17 protein-coding genes are annotated in these 16,037 nt (G+C 41.6%); all 17 read left to right on the plus strand.

What is annotated here, in order from left to right; translation table 11 throughout:
- The first annotated feature begins 4 nt into the window (after window positions 1-4).
- Window positions 5-1,348, plus strand: a complete 1,344-nt coding sequence (fliI, locus tag QNM16_RS00335; protein ID WP_284018618.1) for a flagellar protein export ATPase FliI — start codon at window positions 5-7, stop codon at window positions 1,346-1,348.
- Window positions 1,348-1,794 carry a flagellar export protein FliJ gene (gene fliJ / locus QNM16_RS00340; protein ID WP_284018619.1) on the plus strand — a complete coding sequence of 149 codons (447 nt, stop codon included), beginning with the start codon at window positions 1,348-1,350 and terminating at the stop codon, window positions 1,792-1,794. Before fliI ends, fliJ begins: the two co-directional genes overlap by 1 nt.
- Window positions 1,795-1,877: 83 nt before the next feature.
- Window positions 1,878-4,112 carry a flagellar hook-length control protein FliK gene (locus QNM16_RS00345; protein ID WP_284018621.1) on the plus strand — a complete coding sequence of 745 codons (2,235 nt, stop codon included), beginning with the start codon at window positions 1,878-1,880 and terminating at the stop codon, window positions 4,110-4,112.
- Between the two features lie 46 nt (window positions 4,113-4,158).
- Window positions 4,159-4,683, plus strand: a complete 525-nt coding sequence (gene fliL / locus QNM16_RS00350; RefSeq protein ID WP_039609455.1) for a flagellar basal body-associated protein FliL — start codon at window positions 4,159-4,161, stop codon at window positions 4,681-4,683.
- 9 nt (window positions 4,684-4,692) lie between these two features.
- A complete protein-coding gene (gene fliM / locus QNM16_RS00355; protein WP_039609454.1) occupies window positions 4,693-5,787 on the plus strand; it encodes a flagellar motor switch protein FliM in 1,095 nt (364 codons plus the stop codon).
- Window positions 5,788-5,812: 25 nt separating this feature from the next.
- Complete coding sequence (gene fliN / locus QNM16_RS00360) at window positions 5,813-6,208, plus strand: flagellar motor switch protein FliN (protein WP_284018622.1); 396 nt, start codon at window positions 5,813-5,815, stop codon at window positions 6,206-6,208.
- 11 nt (window positions 6,209-6,219) lie between these two features.
- Complete coding sequence (gene fliO / locus QNM16_RS00365) at window positions 6,220-6,591, plus strand: flagellar biosynthetic protein FliO (protein WP_284018623.1); 372 nt, start codon at window positions 6,220-6,222, stop codon at window positions 6,589-6,591.
- Between the two features lie 5 nt (window positions 6,592-6,596).
- On the plus strand, window positions 6,597-7,340 hold the full coding sequence (gene fliP, locus QNM16_RS00370; protein ID WP_284018624.1) for a flagellar type III secretion system pore protein FliP: 744 nt from the start codon (window positions 6,597-6,599) through the stop codon (window positions 7,338-7,340).
- A 1-nt stretch (window position 7,341) separates the two neighbouring features.
- Window positions 7,342-7,611 carry a flagellar biosynthesis protein FliQ gene (gene fliQ / locus QNM16_RS00375; RefSeq protein WP_284018625.1) on the plus strand — a complete coding sequence of 90 codons (270 nt, stop codon included), beginning with the start codon at window positions 7,342-7,344 and terminating at the stop codon, window positions 7,609-7,611.
- 1 nt (window position 7,612) lies between these two features.
- Complete coding sequence (gene fliR / locus QNM16_RS00380) at window positions 7,613-8,392, plus strand: flagellar biosynthetic protein FliR (RefSeq protein ID WP_284018626.1); 780 nt, start codon at window positions 7,613-7,615, stop codon at window positions 8,390-8,392.
- A gap of 9 nt (window positions 8,393-8,401) precedes the next feature.
- Window positions 8,402-9,532 (plus strand): flagellar biosynthesis protein FlhB, encoded by a 1,131-nt coding sequence (gene flhB, locus QNM16_RS00385; protein ID WP_284018628.1) that lies wholly within the window; start codon window positions 8,402-8,404, stop codon window positions 9,530-9,532.
- Window positions 9,533-9,590: 58 nt separating this feature from the next.
- On the plus strand, window positions 9,591-11,690 hold the full coding sequence (flhA, locus tag QNM16_RS00390) for a flagellar biosynthesis protein FlhA (RefSeq protein ID WP_284018629.1): 2,100 nt from the start codon (window positions 9,591-9,593) through the stop codon (window positions 11,688-11,690).
- Window positions 11,691-11,712: 22 nt separating this feature from the next.
- On the plus strand, window positions 11,713-13,221 hold the full coding sequence (flhF, locus tag QNM16_RS00395; RefSeq protein ID WP_284018630.1) for a flagellar biosynthesis protein FlhF: 1,509 nt from the start codon (window positions 11,713-11,715) through the stop codon (window positions 13,219-13,221).
- Window positions 13,214-14,074 carry a MinD/ParA family ATP-binding protein gene (locus QNM16_RS00400; protein WP_023401816.1) on the plus strand — a complete coding sequence of 287 codons (861 nt, stop codon included), beginning with the start codon at window positions 13,214-13,216 and terminating at the stop codon, window positions 14,072-14,074. The genes flhF and QNM16_RS00400 overlap by 8 nt, the downstream gene beginning before the upstream one ends.
- A gap of 2 nt (window positions 14,075-14,076) precedes the next feature.
- Window positions 14,077-14,811: an RNA polymerase sigma factor FliA gene (locus tag QNM16_RS00405; RefSeq protein ID WP_284018632.1), complete on the plus strand. Its 735-nt coding sequence runs from the start codon at window positions 14,077-14,079 to the stop codon at window positions 14,809-14,811.
- Between the two features lie 47 nt (window positions 14,812-14,858).
- Window positions 14,859-15,242 carry a chemotaxis response regulator CheY gene (gene cheY, locus QNM16_RS00410; protein ID WP_010364893.1) on the plus strand — a complete coding sequence of 128 codons (384 nt, stop codon included), beginning with the start codon at window positions 14,859-14,861 and terminating at the stop codon, window positions 15,240-15,242.
- Window positions 15,243-15,262: 20 nt separating this feature from the next.
- Window positions 15,263-16,030: a protein phosphatase CheZ gene (locus tag QNM16_RS00415; RefSeq protein WP_284018637.1), complete on the plus strand. Its 768-nt coding sequence runs from the start codon at window positions 15,263-15,265 to the stop codon at window positions 16,028-16,030.
- The last annotated feature ends 7 nt before the right edge of the window (window positions 16,031-16,037 follow it).

Here is a 16,037-nt window from a genome sequence, read left to right on the forward strand (position 1 = left end):
TTAAATGTCAGAGCTAGAACGCCAAAACCAATCGTTTGCACAACGTATTAACACATACCAAAAACATATCCACCCTTTTGGTGTTGCTGTTGCGGGGAGCTTAACACGTGTTGTTGGGCTAACCCTTGAAGCCAAAGGACTCAATGCTGCTGTTGGTAGTCAGTGCAAAATCGAAACTATCAATGGCTTTATTGATGCTGAGGTGATTGGCTTCAATAATGATGTCCTCTATCTCATGCCAAATGATCGTATATCAGGCGTCTTGCCCGGTGCACGAGTTATCCCTCAAGTAAAAGAAGCTGGATTACCTGTCGGTATGGGTCTTTTAGGTCGTGTAGTTGACGGCTTGGGGCGGCCATTAGATGGATTAGGCGCAATACAAGCAGAAGCGAGACTTAAATTCGCACAGGCTCCCATTAACCCGTTGGCGAGACGCCCGATCAAAGAGCCAATGGATGTTGGCGTAAGGGCTATTAATTCAATTATCACTGTAGGACAAGGTCAACGAATGGGTTTGTTTGCAGGTAGTGGTGTTGGTAAATCAGTCTTATTGGGAATGATGACGCGAGGCAGTGAAGCCGACGTTATCGTTGTTGGTCTTGTTGGTGAGCGTGGACGAGAAGTTAAAGAGTTTATTGATGACATTCTAGGTGCAGAAGGAAGAAGGCGTTCTGTTGTTGTCGCTGCTCCAGCGGATGCTTCTCCATTAATGAGACTTAAAGGCTGTGAAAGTGCGGTAACCATTGCCGAATACTTCAGAGATCAGGGTCTCAATGTATTATTACTATTAGATTCAGTAACTCGATATGCAATGGCACAAAGGGAGATAGCGCTTGCAGTCGGTGAGCCACCGGCAACCAAAGGTTATCCCCCTTCTGTATTTGCTAAATTACCGGCTTTAGTTGAAAGGGCGGGTAATGGCGGAGAAGGTCAAGGGTCAATCACCGCATTTTTTACTGTTCTCAGTGAAGGGGATGACATGCAAGATCCCATTGCCGATTCTGCCCGAGCTATATTGGATGGCCACATTGTTTTATCGCGAGAGTTGGCTGATAGTGGTCACTATCCTGCAATTGATATCGAAAAGTCTATTAGTCGAGTTATGCCGCAAGTGGTTTCAGACACACATATGCAGCAGGCAAGGGTTTTGAAGCAAGTTTACTCAATGTATCAACAGAACAAAGACATGATCACATTAGGTGCTTATCAAAAAGGCAGTGATCCTATGCTTGATCAAGCTATTGCGATGATGCCTAGCGTAAATGGCTTTTTGCAGCAAGGCATGAAAGATGTGCTTAACTACGATGAATGCTTACAAGGCTTATCACAACTATTAGGGCAAGGCTAATGGCGGCTGACAAATTATCTTTATTACATAAACTGGAAACTGACAAAGAGGATTCATTGCGGATCAACTTTATTCAGGCTGAAAATAGCTTGAGTGACAACCAGCAAAAGTTGAAAGGCCTGAATGACTTCCGTTTGGAATATACACAACAATTGCATACAAAAGCACAGCAAGGCTTGAGCAGTAGTGGGTTCACTCAATATCACAGCTTTATAAATAAAATTGAAGAGGCAATTAAGCAGCAAGCAAATACGGTTGCAACGGCAAAGCGTGTTGTAGAGCAGCGTAGAAAGTTATGGTTAGAACAACAGGCTAAAGTGAAGGCAATTGCAAAACTGATCGAGAAAAAATTACTTGAAAAGCAGCGGCTTCAAGCAAAAGCAGAACAAAAAATGTTGGATGAATTTGCAACGAATATGTTTATGAGAAACAAGTTGCTTAATTAGTGGCTTAAAAATTGCTTGTTTGATTAACAATGAGATTTGGAGTGGGCAAGCGGTCTTAGGTTGCCACATAAAAAGGTGAGAATATGGCTAATGTTTCGCTAGATGTAGGTATTAATAACTCAGTTTCACCGCAACATCGACAAGCTGAAGATAGAGATGCTGATCAGAGGTTTATGACTGTATTGGCACAAGCGAGTGAGCAAGAGGAAGCGAAAAAAGCTGCATTGGAGTCAGAAGATAATATAAACTCCCAGCGTGATCAGGTTACGGTAAATGATCAAGGAGAGGGAGATGACAGTATTAGGGTACAATCCAGACCTGATATACCATTAAAGTTGGATGACTCAAATCTGCCAAAGAAAAAGTCAGGTCCTGATGTGGCTCTACATGTTGATAAATCAGATGATGATATAACACATGTAAATACGACCAATCCTGACACCCTGTTGTCTCAAATTACCGCATCAAATAACCAAAAAACAAATGTTGAGCATCACTTGGCGTCAGTACCTAAAGCGATCCGAGATCATGTTGGACAGGTGGAAGTGATTGCTGATGATATTGTGATTACAGAAGGAAAAAAAGGGCCCATTGACTTGATTGGTCCAATCGTATCGCAAGGTGACAAATCGACTGACTCCAAGCAGGCATTGCTGCAAACCGACCAATCTAAGAGCGACATTGCTCAAACAAAACTTCGTACAGATAGCGAAGTATTTAAAGGTGTTGAAACTGGGCCTCGTGTTTCTGAAGGGCCTGTCGATGATCCCAAGCAAATAATAGATAGTGGAAAAAATGCGGCGCAGGGAGTCCAAAATAAACTTCGCACTGATAAAGAACTATTTAATGGAGAGATAAAGTCTCGAGAGTGGTTTTTGCATGACAAAAAGCCAGCGGTTGAAGCGAGTGAACTAAAATCACACGATGATACTAGCGTTAGTGAGATAAGCTATAAAGGGATAAAAACACAAGACTTAGATGCAAAAGCTCAGGGTGTTGATAAAAAAATAAATGCAGAAATCAAAGCACCGCAACAGTCTACAGATGTCAAAGTGATGGATGATAATGGTGAAAAGCAAATTCAAAACTCGTCCAATTCAGAAGTTTCCACATTGGCTACACAAATCAAAAGCGCTATAGCTCAGGGCAAAGAAACTGTTCAGGCTAGTGGAGCGATTCAATCAGAAATAGTGTCGGCTCAAACCAAAAGTGATAAAGCATTATTCGATAATCAGGCACCCATAGTTAGTTCAAAAGAGTCGACTGATAAAGCGCTCTCAGAGCTAAAAGCCTTGGTTGACCAATTATCACCACAAGAAAAAAAGCAGCTGGAAGCCGCTTTAAATGAAAAATTGAATAGCAATAAGCCGGTTGAGCCACAAGTTAAGCGCCTTGAAAGTGCTTTATATTCTATGGTGTCAGATAAGCCTGATGAAGGGAGTGCGCCACGTAAGGAAAATAATGTTGTAAGCACTGCAGGATCAGACGATGGCAAGCAGAAATTAAACAGTGTGATAAGTGATTTAAAAGCCAGCCAAGAGGCTAAACCAGAATTAAGCTATAACTCGACGAAAGTAAGCGCTTCGAAAGAGCAAATTTCCACTGAGCCTAACAAGCAAAATGTAGAAATAGCAGTTAGCGAAGAGGGTGCAGAATTCACCGCAGATTCTGAGCAAGAGCAAACACAAAATAATGGCAGCCAGCAGCGACATGCAGCAAATACTAATGTCGACAATATTTTTAAAGCGATACGTAGTTTAGGTACTGAGCAAATTCAGAGTAAAGAAGAGTTTGAGCAAGTGATCCATCAGGTAGAGCAATCGCGCCAAAATCAGCAGATCGTTCAACAGCAAAGTGCCGCTCAGGTGAAAGTGCCTCAAGAGCAAGGGCTCATGCAAACACTTAATCTTGCAAGAAATGATGCAGCAAAAATGATGCAGGAAAAAGTAAATATGATGATTAATTTAAACAATCAAGAAGCAGAAATAAGATTAGACCCTGCTGAACTTGGTAGTATGCAAATTCGTATTCGTTCCGATGCAGAGCAGGCGCAGATAAACTTTGTCGTACAAAATCAGCAAGCAAAAGAATTACTTGAAGAGTCAATGCCAAAACTAAAAGAGATGCTAGAGGAACAAGGGATCCAATTAGGTGACAGCAGCATTGAACAGCACTCAGAAGGTAACAGTGGCGATGAAGATAATGAGCATAATGCTCAAGGAAAACTTGCTAATGAGAGCAGCGAGGCGCAAAATAATAAAGAACAATCAGTGACTAGCAGAAAACAAAGTGATTCGGCGATAGATTACTATGCTTAACAACTGCTATCATTAAAAAAGATTATTTAGTTATAGAAGCGCACATATGGCAGAAGAGACCGATTTAGAAATAGAAGAAGCAGGTGGTTCTAAAAAGAAACTCATCATTATCATCGCTGCAGTTGTGGTGATTTTGGGTGGTGTTGCAGGTTTCTTTTTAATGTCTGGTGGAGAAGAAGAAGAAGCTTCATTAGCAGAAGAGTCAACAGCGGTGCAAGAAGATTTGAGCGAGCAAAACGCGGCTGAGATGGGCAGTGCCTTGTATGTTGCTATGCCAAGACCTTTTGTCTTTAACGTGCCTGGTGCGAGCAGAGACCGGATCGTGCAAATTAAAGTACAATTATTAGTACGTGGAGATGTAAACGAGGAAGTTGCTAAAAAGCACATACCGTTAATTGAAGGCACTTTGCTAGGTGTGTTCTCTACAACTACCGCTGATGAATTAAGCACAAGTGCAGGAAAAGAAACACTGCGTTTATCTGCACTGGACAAAGTTCAAGCTGCAATGGAAGGCGTCGAAGGCAGCAAGGTCATTGAACGTGTGCTGTTTACTGGTTTTGTAATGCAGTAGGACGAGATTGTGAGCGACTTATTATCACAAGACGAAATCGATGCGCTACTCCATGGTGTTGATGAAGTTGAAGAAGATGAAGTATCCACAGGAGAAGATGGTGAGGACGCTAATGCCTTGCAATATGACTTTTCCTCACAAGACCGAATCGTTCGGGGTCGAATGCCGACCCTTGAGATTGTTAATGAGCGATTTGCGCGACACATGCGGATCAGCTTATTTAACATGATGAGGCGCACTGCTGAAGTATCTATCAACGGTGTTCAAATGCTCAAATTTGGTGAATATATCCACACCTTGTTTGTTCCTACCAGTTTAAACATGGTGAGATTCCGTCCTTTGAAAGGCACCGGTTTGATCACCATGGAAGCGCGGTTAGTATTTATTTTAGTTGATAACTTTTTTGGTGGTGATGGTCGTTACCATGCCAAAATTGAAGGCCGTGAATTCACACCAACAGAGCGACGTATTGTTCAAATGCTGCTCAAGATCATCTTTGAGGATTATAAAGAGGCTTGGGCACCAGTCATGGATGTTTCCTTTGAGTATTTAGATTCTGAAGTTAACCCTGCTATGGCGAATATTGTGTCACCAACTGAGGTTGTTGTGATCAGTTCTTTTCATATTGAGTTAGACGGTGGTGGTGGAGATTTTCATATATCATTACCATATTCTATGCTGGAGCCGATCCGAGAGCTACTTGACGCAGGTGTCCAATCAGATACAGAAGATACAGACCTGCGTTGGAGTAAAGCACTGCGTGATGAAATAATGGATGTTGAAGTTGAGATGTCGACGCAGTTATTAGAAGTCGACTTGTCGCTGCAGCAAATTATGGAGCTGAAAGCTGGTGATATAATACCGGTTGAAATGCCTGAACACATAACTGTTTTTGTGGAAGAGCTACCAACTTTTAGGGCTAAAATGGGCCGCTCTAGAGACAACGTTGCTTTACAGATAAGTGAAAAAATTAAACGCCCTGAATCTGTGAAATCCGAGCTGCATGTCTTTACTAAAGGTGGTAAAAAGCTCGATTCTGATGCAGAGTTAGCGGAATTAGAAGAAGATCTGCACCTGTCTGAAGGTGTTGACCTTGACTGGTGATCAAGTTTTTTAAGGTAGTAAGTGCATGAGTGATGATCAAGATACAATGGATGAATGGGCGGCAGCGCTTGCAGAAGCAGAAGATGCCGATCAAGGCAGCGCAGAGGTTGCTGAATTAGAAGAGCTTGAAGAGAGTAATGCCAATCTCAGTGCTGATGAAAAGAGAAAATTAGATACGATATTAGACATTCCAGTGACTATCTCAATGGAAGTCGGTCGTTCTAAGATAAACATTCGTAATTTATTACAGCTAAACCAAGGCTCCGTTGTTGAGCTAGATAGAGTTGCAGGTGAACCATTGGATGTATTGGTAAATGGAACTTTGATCGCACACGGAGAAGTGGTGGTTGTAAACGATAAGTTTGGTATCAGATTAACGGATGTAATTAGCCAAGTAGAGCGAATTAAAAAGCTTAGGTAAGCACGTTAAAGATGACTTGGATATTGTTTACGAATGTGGCTGCAACGCAGCAGCCTCAAGGGCCGAGTTTAGAAATAGTCACAGTGATTTTGTCACTGGTGTCTATCATTGCTTTGATCGTAGGGTTAGCATGGTTAGTGAAACGAGTTAACCCTAACGTTGGAAACAATCAAGATTTTAAAGTTATACGAAGTCTGCCCTTGGGTACACGTGAAAGACTGTTAGTGATTGAAATTGATGATAAGCAGCACTTGCTTGGTGTAACCCCTCAAAATATCAACTACTTAACCGAATTAGAAACCCCTTTAAGTGAAACTCAAACGGCACCTTTTGTAAAAGAACTGAGTCGTTTTATGAATCAACCCACAACAAAAACAAAGTGAGTATCATGCTTCGATTCCTAATCCTGTGTGGATTAATTATCTTCTTTCCTCAGGTAAGCGCTAATGATGGTATTGAAGCGCTGAGTGTGACTACAAACCCTGATGGTTCACAAGAATACTCTGTGACACTTCAAGTGTTAGCCATCATGACTGCTTTCAGCTTTATTCCTGCAGCGTTGATCATGATGACCTCGTTTACGCGGATCATTGTTGTACTGGCAATATTACGTCAAGCGATTGGCTTGCAGCAGTCACCCTCTAATCAAATCTTAGTCGGTATGTCATTATTTTTGACTTTTTTTATTATGGCGCCCATTTTTAGTAAAATCTATGATGAAGCTGTGCAGCCTTATATCAATGAAGAAATGACATCAGTGCAAGCACTCAATGCGGCTAAAGAGCCTATGAAAGCTTTTATGCTATCTCAGACTCGGATAAAAGATTTAGAAACCTTTGCGAAAATTGCAGGGTATGACAAATTAGATAGCCCTGAGGATACACCGTTTGTCGTTATAATCCCTGCATTTGTGACCAGTGAACTACAAACAGCTTTCATTATTGGATTTATGTTTTTTATTCCATTTTTGATAGTGGATTTGGTGGTTGCAAGTGTACTTATGGCGATGGGTATGATGATGCTATCCCCAATGATTGTTTCATTGCCTTTTAAAATTATGCTGTTTGTTTTGGTGGATGGGTGGTCACTGGTAATGGGTACGTTAGCACGAAGTTTTGGCTTAGGAGTGTGAGATGGAACCAGAAGTATTTGTAGATATATTAAGTGATTCCTTGTTTGTGGTGATCAAATTAGTTTCTGCAATTGTAATTCCTGGTCTATTGGTTGGCTTGGTGGTATCCGTGTTTCAAGCTGCAACGTCTATTAATGAACAAACTTTAAGCTTTTTACCAAAGTTAATTATTACACTGGTTGCCTTGATTGCAGGTGGTCATTGGATGACGCAAGAGTTAATGGACTTTTTTAAATTGATGGTGATGCGGATCCCTGAAATAGCAGGTTGATATGGAATTTTTATTTTCCGATATAATGCAGGGGTTAAGTGACTATTTAATTCCTTTTATCCGCATTAGTTCTATGATTATGGTCATGGCTGGTTTTGGTGCACAGAGCGTTTCTAAACGTATCAAGATATGCCTTTCCATGGTAGTGACTTTAGCCGTAGCACCCGCAATACCACAGTCACAATTTACCGATTTATTTTCATTCCAGATGATACTGGTTGTCATACAAGAGATGATAATTGGTGTTGCGATTGGTTTTGCATCTTTATTACTGCTCAATACTTTTATTCTTGCAGGCCAAATACTCGCTATGCAAACGGGTTTGGGTTTTGCGTCGGTTGTTGATCCTTCCAATGGACTAAGTGTACCAGCAGTGGGTCAGTTTTATTTGATTTTGGCAACTTTATTATTTTTTGTTTTTAATGGTCATTTGATGATGATTCAAATGATAGTGTTTAGTTTTCAATCTTGGCCTATTGGGCAAGACTGGTGGCATGTTGATAATTACTATGATATTGCAACTTGGGGTTCTTGGTTATTTGCTACCGCTTTGTCTCTTTCATTAGCACCGCTAACAGCCATGCTGGTGATTAACCTGGCCTTTGGTATTATGACGCGCGCAGCACCTCAAATGAATATTTTCTCAGTAGGTTTCGCATTTACGTTAGTTGCTGGGTTAATGATTATCTGGGCTACATTAGGTAACTTTACAATGCAGTATGAGTTTCAGTGGCTTAAAATGACTGAGTTAATGTGTAATCTTATTGGTTGTACCGTTTAGGAGACTAAGATGGCTGAAGATTCGGGTCAAGAACGCACCGAGGAACCGACCGCCAAAAAAATAAGTGATGCTAGAAAAAAAGGACAGGTGGCACGTTCAAAAGAGTTAGGAACGACGTTTGTGCTTATTTTCTCTGCTGTCGCATTAATTCTATACGGAGCTGATATTGCAAAGGGCCTCTACAACATTATGGGCCGAATGCTGACACTCAATCGCAATGAAACTTATGATACAACAAAAATGTTCTCTGTTTGGGGGGATGCATTTTCAGAGTTATTCTTTCCAATGTCTATGTTTGTACTGATTATCACGGTCGCTGGTATTATAGGCAACACCTTGTTAGGAGGTTTTAATTTTAGTTGGCAAGCAGCAGCACCAAAAGCCAGTAAAATGTCACCTTTCAAGGGAATAAAACGTATGTTTGGCCCTCAAGCTGCAATAGAACTGCTTAAATCTGTTTTAAAGTTTGTTTTGGTGGCAGGTTTTGCAATCTTGTTTATAAAGTGGTTATTTTACGACATCTTGCATTTAAGTATCGAATCGGTACCAGGTAGTGTTATACATTCATTGGAAATACTCGCATGGCTTTTCTTGGCTTTGAGTTGCACAATGATTATTATTTCTGCAATTGATGCGCCCTATCAAAGCCATACTCATCACAAGCAGCTGAAAATGACTCTTCAAGAAGTAAAAGATGAGTACAAAAACTCAGAGGGTGATCCGCAGATTAAAGCTAGGATCAGAAGAACACAACGAGAAATGTCTCAACGTCGGATGATGCAAGACGTGCCTGACGCTGATGTTGTCGTAACAAACCCTACCCACTACTCAGTGGCCTTGAAATATGATACAGAAAAAGCTGGAGCGCCAATAGTTATTGCAAAAGGGGTCGATGAGCTTGCTATGCAAATACGTAAGGTGGCGATTGGTAACGAAGTGCCAATTGTTGAGTCGCCGGTGTTAACTCGTTCTTTGTATCATACAACTGAAGTAGGTGACCAGATACCCGATCAGCTATTCACTGCTGTTGCACAAGTGCTTGCTTATGTTTTCCAATTGAAAAAGTTCAATAAAGGGCGAGGCAGAAGGCCTAATGCTTTAAGTAAAGATTTACCTATTCCTGACAACCTCAAACATTAATAGTTGGAACGAAGCTTGCTTTAACTTACCTGCGTCAATAAATTGAAGTTGATAAGTTATGGATTTTAAAGCGGTTCTACAACAAATAAATCGAGACAAAAAAGACTATGCAAAGGGGGTTGGTACACCTTTGCTGGTTCTTGCTGCGTTAGGTATGGTCATTTTGCCCATGCCGCCGTTTTTATTAGATATCTTATTTTCATTTAATATTGCACTGGCACTGGTTGTACTCTTGGTGACGGTATATACCATGAAGCCACTTGAGTTTGGTATGTTCCCCGCAGTTCTTTTGATTGCGACAATTATGAGACTAGCATTGAATGTTGCCAGTACTCGGGTTGTACTGCTTGAAGGTCATAATGGTGGCGATGCTGCGGGTAAAGTTATTGAAGCTTTTGGTTCTGTAGTTATCGGCGGTAACTATGCTGTTGGTCTAGTTGTATTCCTTATTCTTATCATCATTAACTTCGTAGTAATCACCAAAGGTGCAGGCCGTATTTCAGAGGTTTCCGCACGTTTCACCTTAGATGCTATGCCCGGTAAACAAATGGCCATCGATGCAGATTTAAATGCTGGTTTTATTTCTGCTGAAGAAGCGCGAACTCGTCGCGATGAAGTGACCAGAGAAGCTGATTTCTATGGTTCGATGGACGGTGCCAGTAAATTCGTTAAAGGTGACGCTATTGCGGGCATTGTCATTCTAGCGATCAATATAATCGGTGGCCTGTTTGTTGGTATGGTACAACATGACCTAACGTTTTCGCGTGCTATGGAAGTATATACACTGTTGACAATCGGTGATGGCCTAGTCGCGCAATTACCATCGTTATTGTTGTCGATCGGGACGGCGATTGTTGTTACACGTCAAAATGAATCCCATAACATGGGTGAACAGGTTACTCAGCAATTAGGTAACGAGAAATCACTCTCAATAGCTGCCGGAATCTTAATTGTTATGGGTCTAGTTCCCGGTATGCCGCACGTCGCGTTTCTGGGTTTAGGGTCGCTGATTGGTGGTCTCGCATATTATTCAAAACAGCATAAAGCGAAAGTAGCTGCCGAGGAGGCAGATCAAGAAGCAAAAGGCACTCAGGTTGCAAACAAGCAGCAAGACCAAAAAGAGCTTGGGTGGGATGACGTCCAGCCTGTTGATGTAATCGGCTTAGAAGTTGGCTATCGACTGATCCCGCTTGTTGATCAAGCTCAAGGTGGTGAGTTATTGAGTCGTATTAAAGGGGTGCGTAAAAAGCTATCACAAGAGCTTGGTTTTCTTGTCCCTCCGGTTCATATTCGCGATAACCTAGAATTAGACCCTAATGCATATAAAATCACGTTAATGGGTGTAGGCTCTGGCGACGGTGAGCTAAAGCATGGTGATGAGCTTGCAATTAATCCAGGACAAGTGTTTGGGCCTATTCAAGGCGTTGCTACAAAAGATCCTGCTTTTGGATTAGATGCCGTTTGGATCAAACCGGACCAAAAAGATGAAGCACACTCTTTAGGTTACACTGTTGTAGATGCCGCGACAGTTGTTGCGACGCACATTAGTCAATTGCTAACAAACAATGCGTCATTATTGCTCGGCCATGAAGAAGTACAAAATTTATTGGATATGTTAGCGAAAAGCCACCCTCGTTTAGTTGAAGGGCTAGTACCTGACATTTTACCTTTAACAACCATCGTGAAAGTACTGCAAAATTTATTAAACGAAGGCGTTGCAATTCGAGATATGAGATCAATTGTACAAACTCTTGTTGAGTATGGACCAAGAAGCCAAGACCCAGATGTACTAACGGCTGCAGTGCGTATATCACTGAGAAGATTAATCGTTCAAGACGCTGTTGGAAGTGCAGATGAGATACCTGTCATAACATTGGCGCCTGAGTTGGAACAGATGTTGCATCAGTCACTTCAGAACGCAGGTGATGAGGGGGCAGGCATAGAGCCAGGTCTTGCAGAGCGACTTCAAGGTTCATTGAGAGAAGCGCATCAAACGCAGGAAATGTTAGGCGAGCCGTCCATCTTGTTAACCTCAGGTATGTTAAGAAGTGTTTTATCTAGATTTGTTAAACATACTATCCCTGGTTTAAGAGTTATGTCTTATCAGGAAGTACCAGATGAAAGACAAATCAAGATCATTAGCTCTGTTGGGCAATAATAGAGGAACGAGGTGCTGAGTCATGAAGATTAAAAGATTTTTTGCAAAAGATATGCGTACGGCTTTAAAAGAAGTAAAAGATGAACTAGGCGCAGACGCTGTGATCATGTCGAATAAAAAATTGGCTGATGGTGTAGAAATTGTTGCAGCGATTGATAATGACCGAGTAGCACCTCAACCACAAGTCGCTATGGCTGAGGCGCGCCAAGAAATGGCTCCGGCAGCAACGATGCAAAAATCAACTTATAGTCAGCCTGCAAGAGTTGTGAAACCTCAAACTCGTCGCCCTCAAGCTCAGCCTCAAGCTAAAGTAGCAGACAGCTTAGAAGCGCTTTTAGAACGGCAGGCTCCAAAACCTCGTTCACCTGAACTAGCTTCAATGTTTTCTCAATCAGGCATCGATACTGGTGATTTATTTCAACCAAAGACAGAGCAGCAACCTGCATTTAATGATGTACACTCTTCTCAGCCTCAAGCTGCGCGCCCTCACTCTGTTAAGCACGCTGAACCAATTGCGTCTGATTGGGATTTTGGAGACGAATTAGACTCAGAACTTGAGAGCCAACCGATAGCAAGCGGTGGAAATAATGCCTCTCAGGATGAAATGAGTTCAATGCGTGACGAGATGAACGCCATCCGTCAATTATTAGAATACCAGTTATCAGGTCTAATGAAGCAGGAAATGGACCGCCGAGATCCAACAAGAGCGTGTTTGGTAGACAGATTACAAGGTATGGGTATTAGTGCTGATGTTGCAGAGCAAATGGCATGTTTCATACCTGATGATGTATCGAGAAAAGAGGCGTGGAATGCTTTGCTGAATATGGTTGTAAATCAGATGCATACAACGAACAATGATATTCTGCGTCAAGGTGGTGTTTATGCTATGGTAGGGCCTACGGGTGTAGGTAAAACGACTACAGTTGCGAAATTAGCAGCGTTAGGCGCACAAAAATATGGTGCGGATAAAGTGGCGTTAATCACAACCGATACATATAGAATTGGTGCTTACGAGCAGTTAGCAACTTATGGTAGAATTATTGGCTGTCCGGTTAAGCAGGTTAAAGATGCAAACGAGTTAGCAGAAGTTCTTTATCATTTGCGAAATAAGCGTCTAGTATTAATAGATACTGCGGGCATGAGTCAAAGAGACTTGCGTTTAACGGAGCAGCTTAATACATTGATGCGTAGTTCAAGAGTTGATATACGCAGTTATTTAGTATTAAGTGCAACTTCGCAAATGCATGTTTTACAAGAAACAGTTAATCACTTCAAAAAAGTTAATTTGAGTGGTTGCATTTTCACAAAACTTGATGAATGTCTAAGTTTGGGTGAGATTATTAGTATAGCGATTCAAAATCGCTTACCAATAGGGTATCTTACCAACGGACAGCGAGTGCCAGAAGACATTCGCGTAGCAAATGCTCAAAAATTAGTTAAAAAAGCTGAGCAATTGTATTTAAAAAGAACAAAAGCACAACATTCACGACGTGAAGCAGTGGCATCCCAGACAGTAGGAATGTATGATTAATACAGTTTTAGATCAAGCAAGTGGCCTGCGTAAAATGAATCAAAAAAGTAACCACGGAGTAAAAGTAATAGCAGTAACTGGTGGTAAAGGAGGAGTCGGCAAGACCAATGTTTCATTAAATACTGCAATTGCGTTAGGACAACAGGGCCATAGAGTATTAGTTTTAGATGCTGACCTTGGATTGGCAAATTGTGACGTAATGCTTGGGTTACGTGTTGAGCGTAATTTATCACATGTGCTATCTGGCGAATGTGAACTGGATGAGATTTTAGTTGAAGGTCCTGCCGGTATTAGAATTGTGCCAGCGACATCTGGCTCGCAAAATATGGTTGAATTGAGTCCTGCTGAACATGCTGGTCTGATTCGCGCGTTTAGTGAGTTGAGTAATGATTTTGATGTTCTAATCGTTGATACAGCCGCAGGTATATCAGACATGGTTCTAAGTTTTTCAAGAGCCGCTCAAGATGTGATGGTAGTGGTTTGTGATGAGCCAACATCTATCACTGATGCATACGCACTTATCAAAGTTCTTAGCCGAGAACATGGAGTTTACAAATTTAAGATTGTTGCGAATATGGTTAGAAGTTTGCGCGAAGGACAAGAGTTGTTTGCGAAACTGTCTAAAGTTACAGACCGTTTTTTAGATGTGGCATTAGAGCTCGTCGCGACAATCCCTTTCGATGAAAACATGCGAAAGTCATCTCGCCGTCAAAAAACAATTGTTGAACTCTACCCTAACTCTCCAGCCGCAGTCGCTTTTAGAGGGTTAGCAAGCAAGGCTGTTAAATGGCCTGTGCCACACCAGCCCTCTGGTCACCTAGAGTTTTTCATTGAGCAGTTAGTTAACGGGTAATTATGGCTACACCGGTCAATCGAATGGCGGGATATCAAACAGCGGACCATCTTCATAAGGTGGTCGAGCGTCATACACCTTTAGTCAAAAAAGTGGCTTGTCATTTACTTGCAAGGCTTCCCGCAAGCGTTCAGCTCGATGACCTCATTCAGTCAGGAATGATAGGTTTAATTGAAGCTACGAAAAATTTTGATGCAAGCAAAGGGGCAAGCTTTGAAACGTTTGCAGGCATTCGAATTAGAGGTGCCATGTTAGACGAGATACGCCGTGGTGACTGGGCCCCACGCTCGGTGCATAAAAATAGTCGTATGGTTGCAGAGGCGATTGCAGAGCTAGAAACAGCACTAGGTCGTGAGCCTAAAGACACTGAAATCGCTGAAAAACTTGATATTCCCTTAGATGAGTACCATCATATTTTACATGACGTGAATGCAAGTAAAATTATTGGCATTGAAGACTTAGGTGTCGATCAAGACGTAATTTCACCTGCAGGCAGTGATTTAGCGCTAGACAAACCATTCAATAACGTTAAGAATGAGCGCTTTAATGAGTCGTTAGTAGAAGCAATAAAAACGCTACCTGAGCGTGATGCGATGGTTTTGTCTTTGTACTACAACGATGAAATGAATTTAAAAGAGATTGGCCAAATCCTAGATGTGAGCGAGTCTCGAGTGAGTCAGATTCACGGTCAGGCAATGATTAAACTCAGAGCTAAGATAAATGACTGGATCAATTAGAGTACATTTTAATATTTTTTTAGGTTCAAACCTCACCGGAGGAAGTTTTGGATAAGAACATGAAAATTCTCGTGGTTGATGATTTCTCTACAATGAGAAGAATAATCAAAAACCTTTTGAGAGACTTAGGCTTTACAAATGTTCAAGAGGCAGATGATGGCAGCACTGCGCTTCCAATGTTACAAAATCAAGAATTTGACTTTGTTGTTACAGATTGGAACATGCCGGGCATGCAAGGCATCGACTTGTTGAGAGCGATTAGAGCCGACGATAGCCTTAAGCATATTCCTGTGCTTATGGTAACTGCAGAAGCCAAAAAAGAACAAATTGTTGCAGCAGCTCAAGCTGGTGTAAATGGTTACATTGTAAAACCGTTTACTGCTGGAACACTGAAAACTAAGTTAGAAAAAGTTTTTGAACGCTTAGGCTAGTTACGAGTAAGGATAGGCTTATGTCAGAATCCTCTGCGCCACAAATTACATTAGAGCAAGCGAAGCAGCTTGTTGAGTATCTTGAAAACGGTGAACAAGAAAAAGCTGATCAAATTTTAATTGAAGCAACTAACAAAGAACAGTCAGAGTTATTTGCCGAAGTCGGAAAATTGACACGCCAGTTACACGAGTCGTTGAAAAACTTCGAGTTAGACACGCGTTTATCAGACTTAACTACAGAAGCCTTACCAGATGCTAAACAACGTTTAAACTATGTCATGGAAATGACGGAGAACGCTGCGAACAAAACGATGGATGCGGTTGAAGCGAGTCTACCGCTTGCTCAAGAGCTGGCTGATGACCTTTCTGAGATCAAGCCTACCTGGGATAGGTTGATGAGTCGTGATATACAGCTCGGAGAATTCAAATCTCTTTGTCACGACTTAAATGATTTTATGCAATCTTCACAAGGCCGTACAGACGAATTACAAAGCTTGATGACAAATGTTTTGATGGCACAAGACTATCAAGATTTGACCGGTCAGGTTATTCGAAGAGTTATTGAACTTGTTCGAGAGGTAGAAGACAGCTTAATACACCTTTTGACTGTTTTCGGCACGACAGAAGTGGGTCAACTTAATACGGCTCAACAACCACAAGAAGTAGTTGAAACCACCACTGATGAACTATCTGGTCCAGAAGGGCCTATCATTGACGCTGAAGAACGAGATGATGTTGTGTCTGGTCAAGATGAAGTTGATGATTTGTTATCTAGTTTGGGTTTCTAATAGGAGA

The sequence above is a fragment of the Pseudoalteromonas umbrosa genome, assembly GCF_030125375.1.
Taxonomy (GTDB): domain Bacteria; phylum Pseudomonadota; class Gammaproteobacteria; order Enterobacterales; family Alteromonadaceae; genus Pseudoalteromonas; species Pseudoalteromonas umbrosa.

Bases quoted from the DNA above. Each gene is read 5' to 3' on its own strand.
- flhF (WP_284018630.1), top strand. From the start codon at position 11,713: ATGAAGATTAAAAGATTTTTTGCAAAAGATATGCGTACGGCTTTAAAA.
- fliP (WP_284018624.1), top strand. From the start codon at position 6,597: ATGCTTCGATTCCTAATCCTGTGTGGATTAATTATCTTCTTTCCTCAG.
- fliL (WP_039609455.1), top strand. From the start codon at position 4,159: ATGGCAGAAGAGACCGATTTAGAAATAGAAGAAGCAGGTGGTTCTAAA.
- QNM16_RS00405 (WP_284018632.1), top strand. From the start codon at position 14,077: ATGGCTACACCGGTCAATCGAATGGCGGGATATCAAACAGCGGACCAT.
- fliQ (WP_284018625.1), top strand. From the start codon at position 7,342: ATGGAACCAGAAGTATTTGTAGATATATTAAGTGATTCCTTGTTTGTG.
- flhB (WP_284018628.1), top strand. From the start codon at position 8,402: ATGGCTGAAGATTCGGGTCAAGAACGCACCGAGGAACCGACCGCCAAA.
- fliJ (WP_284018619.1), top strand. From the start codon at position 1,348: ATGGCGGCTGACAAATTATCTTTATTACATAAACTGGAAACTGACAAA.
- QNM16_RS00415 (WP_284018637.1), top strand. From the start codon at position 15,263: ATGTCAGAATCCTCTGCGCCACAAATTACATTAGAGCAAGCGAAGCAG.
- QNM16_RS00400 (WP_023401816.1), top strand. From the start codon at position 13,214: ATGATTAATACAGTTTTAGATCAAGCAAGTGGCCTGCGTAAAATGAAT.
- fliR (WP_284018626.1), top strand. From the start codon at position 7,613: ATGGAATTTTTATTTTCCGATATAATGCAGGGGTTAAGTGACTATTTA.
- fliN (WP_284018622.1), top strand. From the start codon at position 5,813: ATGAGTGATGATCAAGATACAATGGATGAATGGGCGGCAGCGCTTGCA.
- flhA (WP_284018629.1), top strand. From the start codon at position 9,591: ATGGATTTTAAAGCGGTTCTACAACAAATAAATCGAGACAAAAAAGAC.
- fliI (WP_284018618.1), top strand. From the start codon at position 5: ATGTCAGAGCTAGAACGCCAAAACCAATCGTTTGCACAACGTATTAAC.
- fliO (WP_284018623.1), top strand. From the start codon at position 6,220: ATGACTTGGATATTGTTTACGAATGTGGCTGCAACGCAGCAGCCTCAA.
- QNM16_RS00345 (WP_284018621.1), top strand. From the start codon at position 1,878: ATGGCTAATGTTTCGCTAGATGTAGGTATTAATAACTCAGTTTCACCG.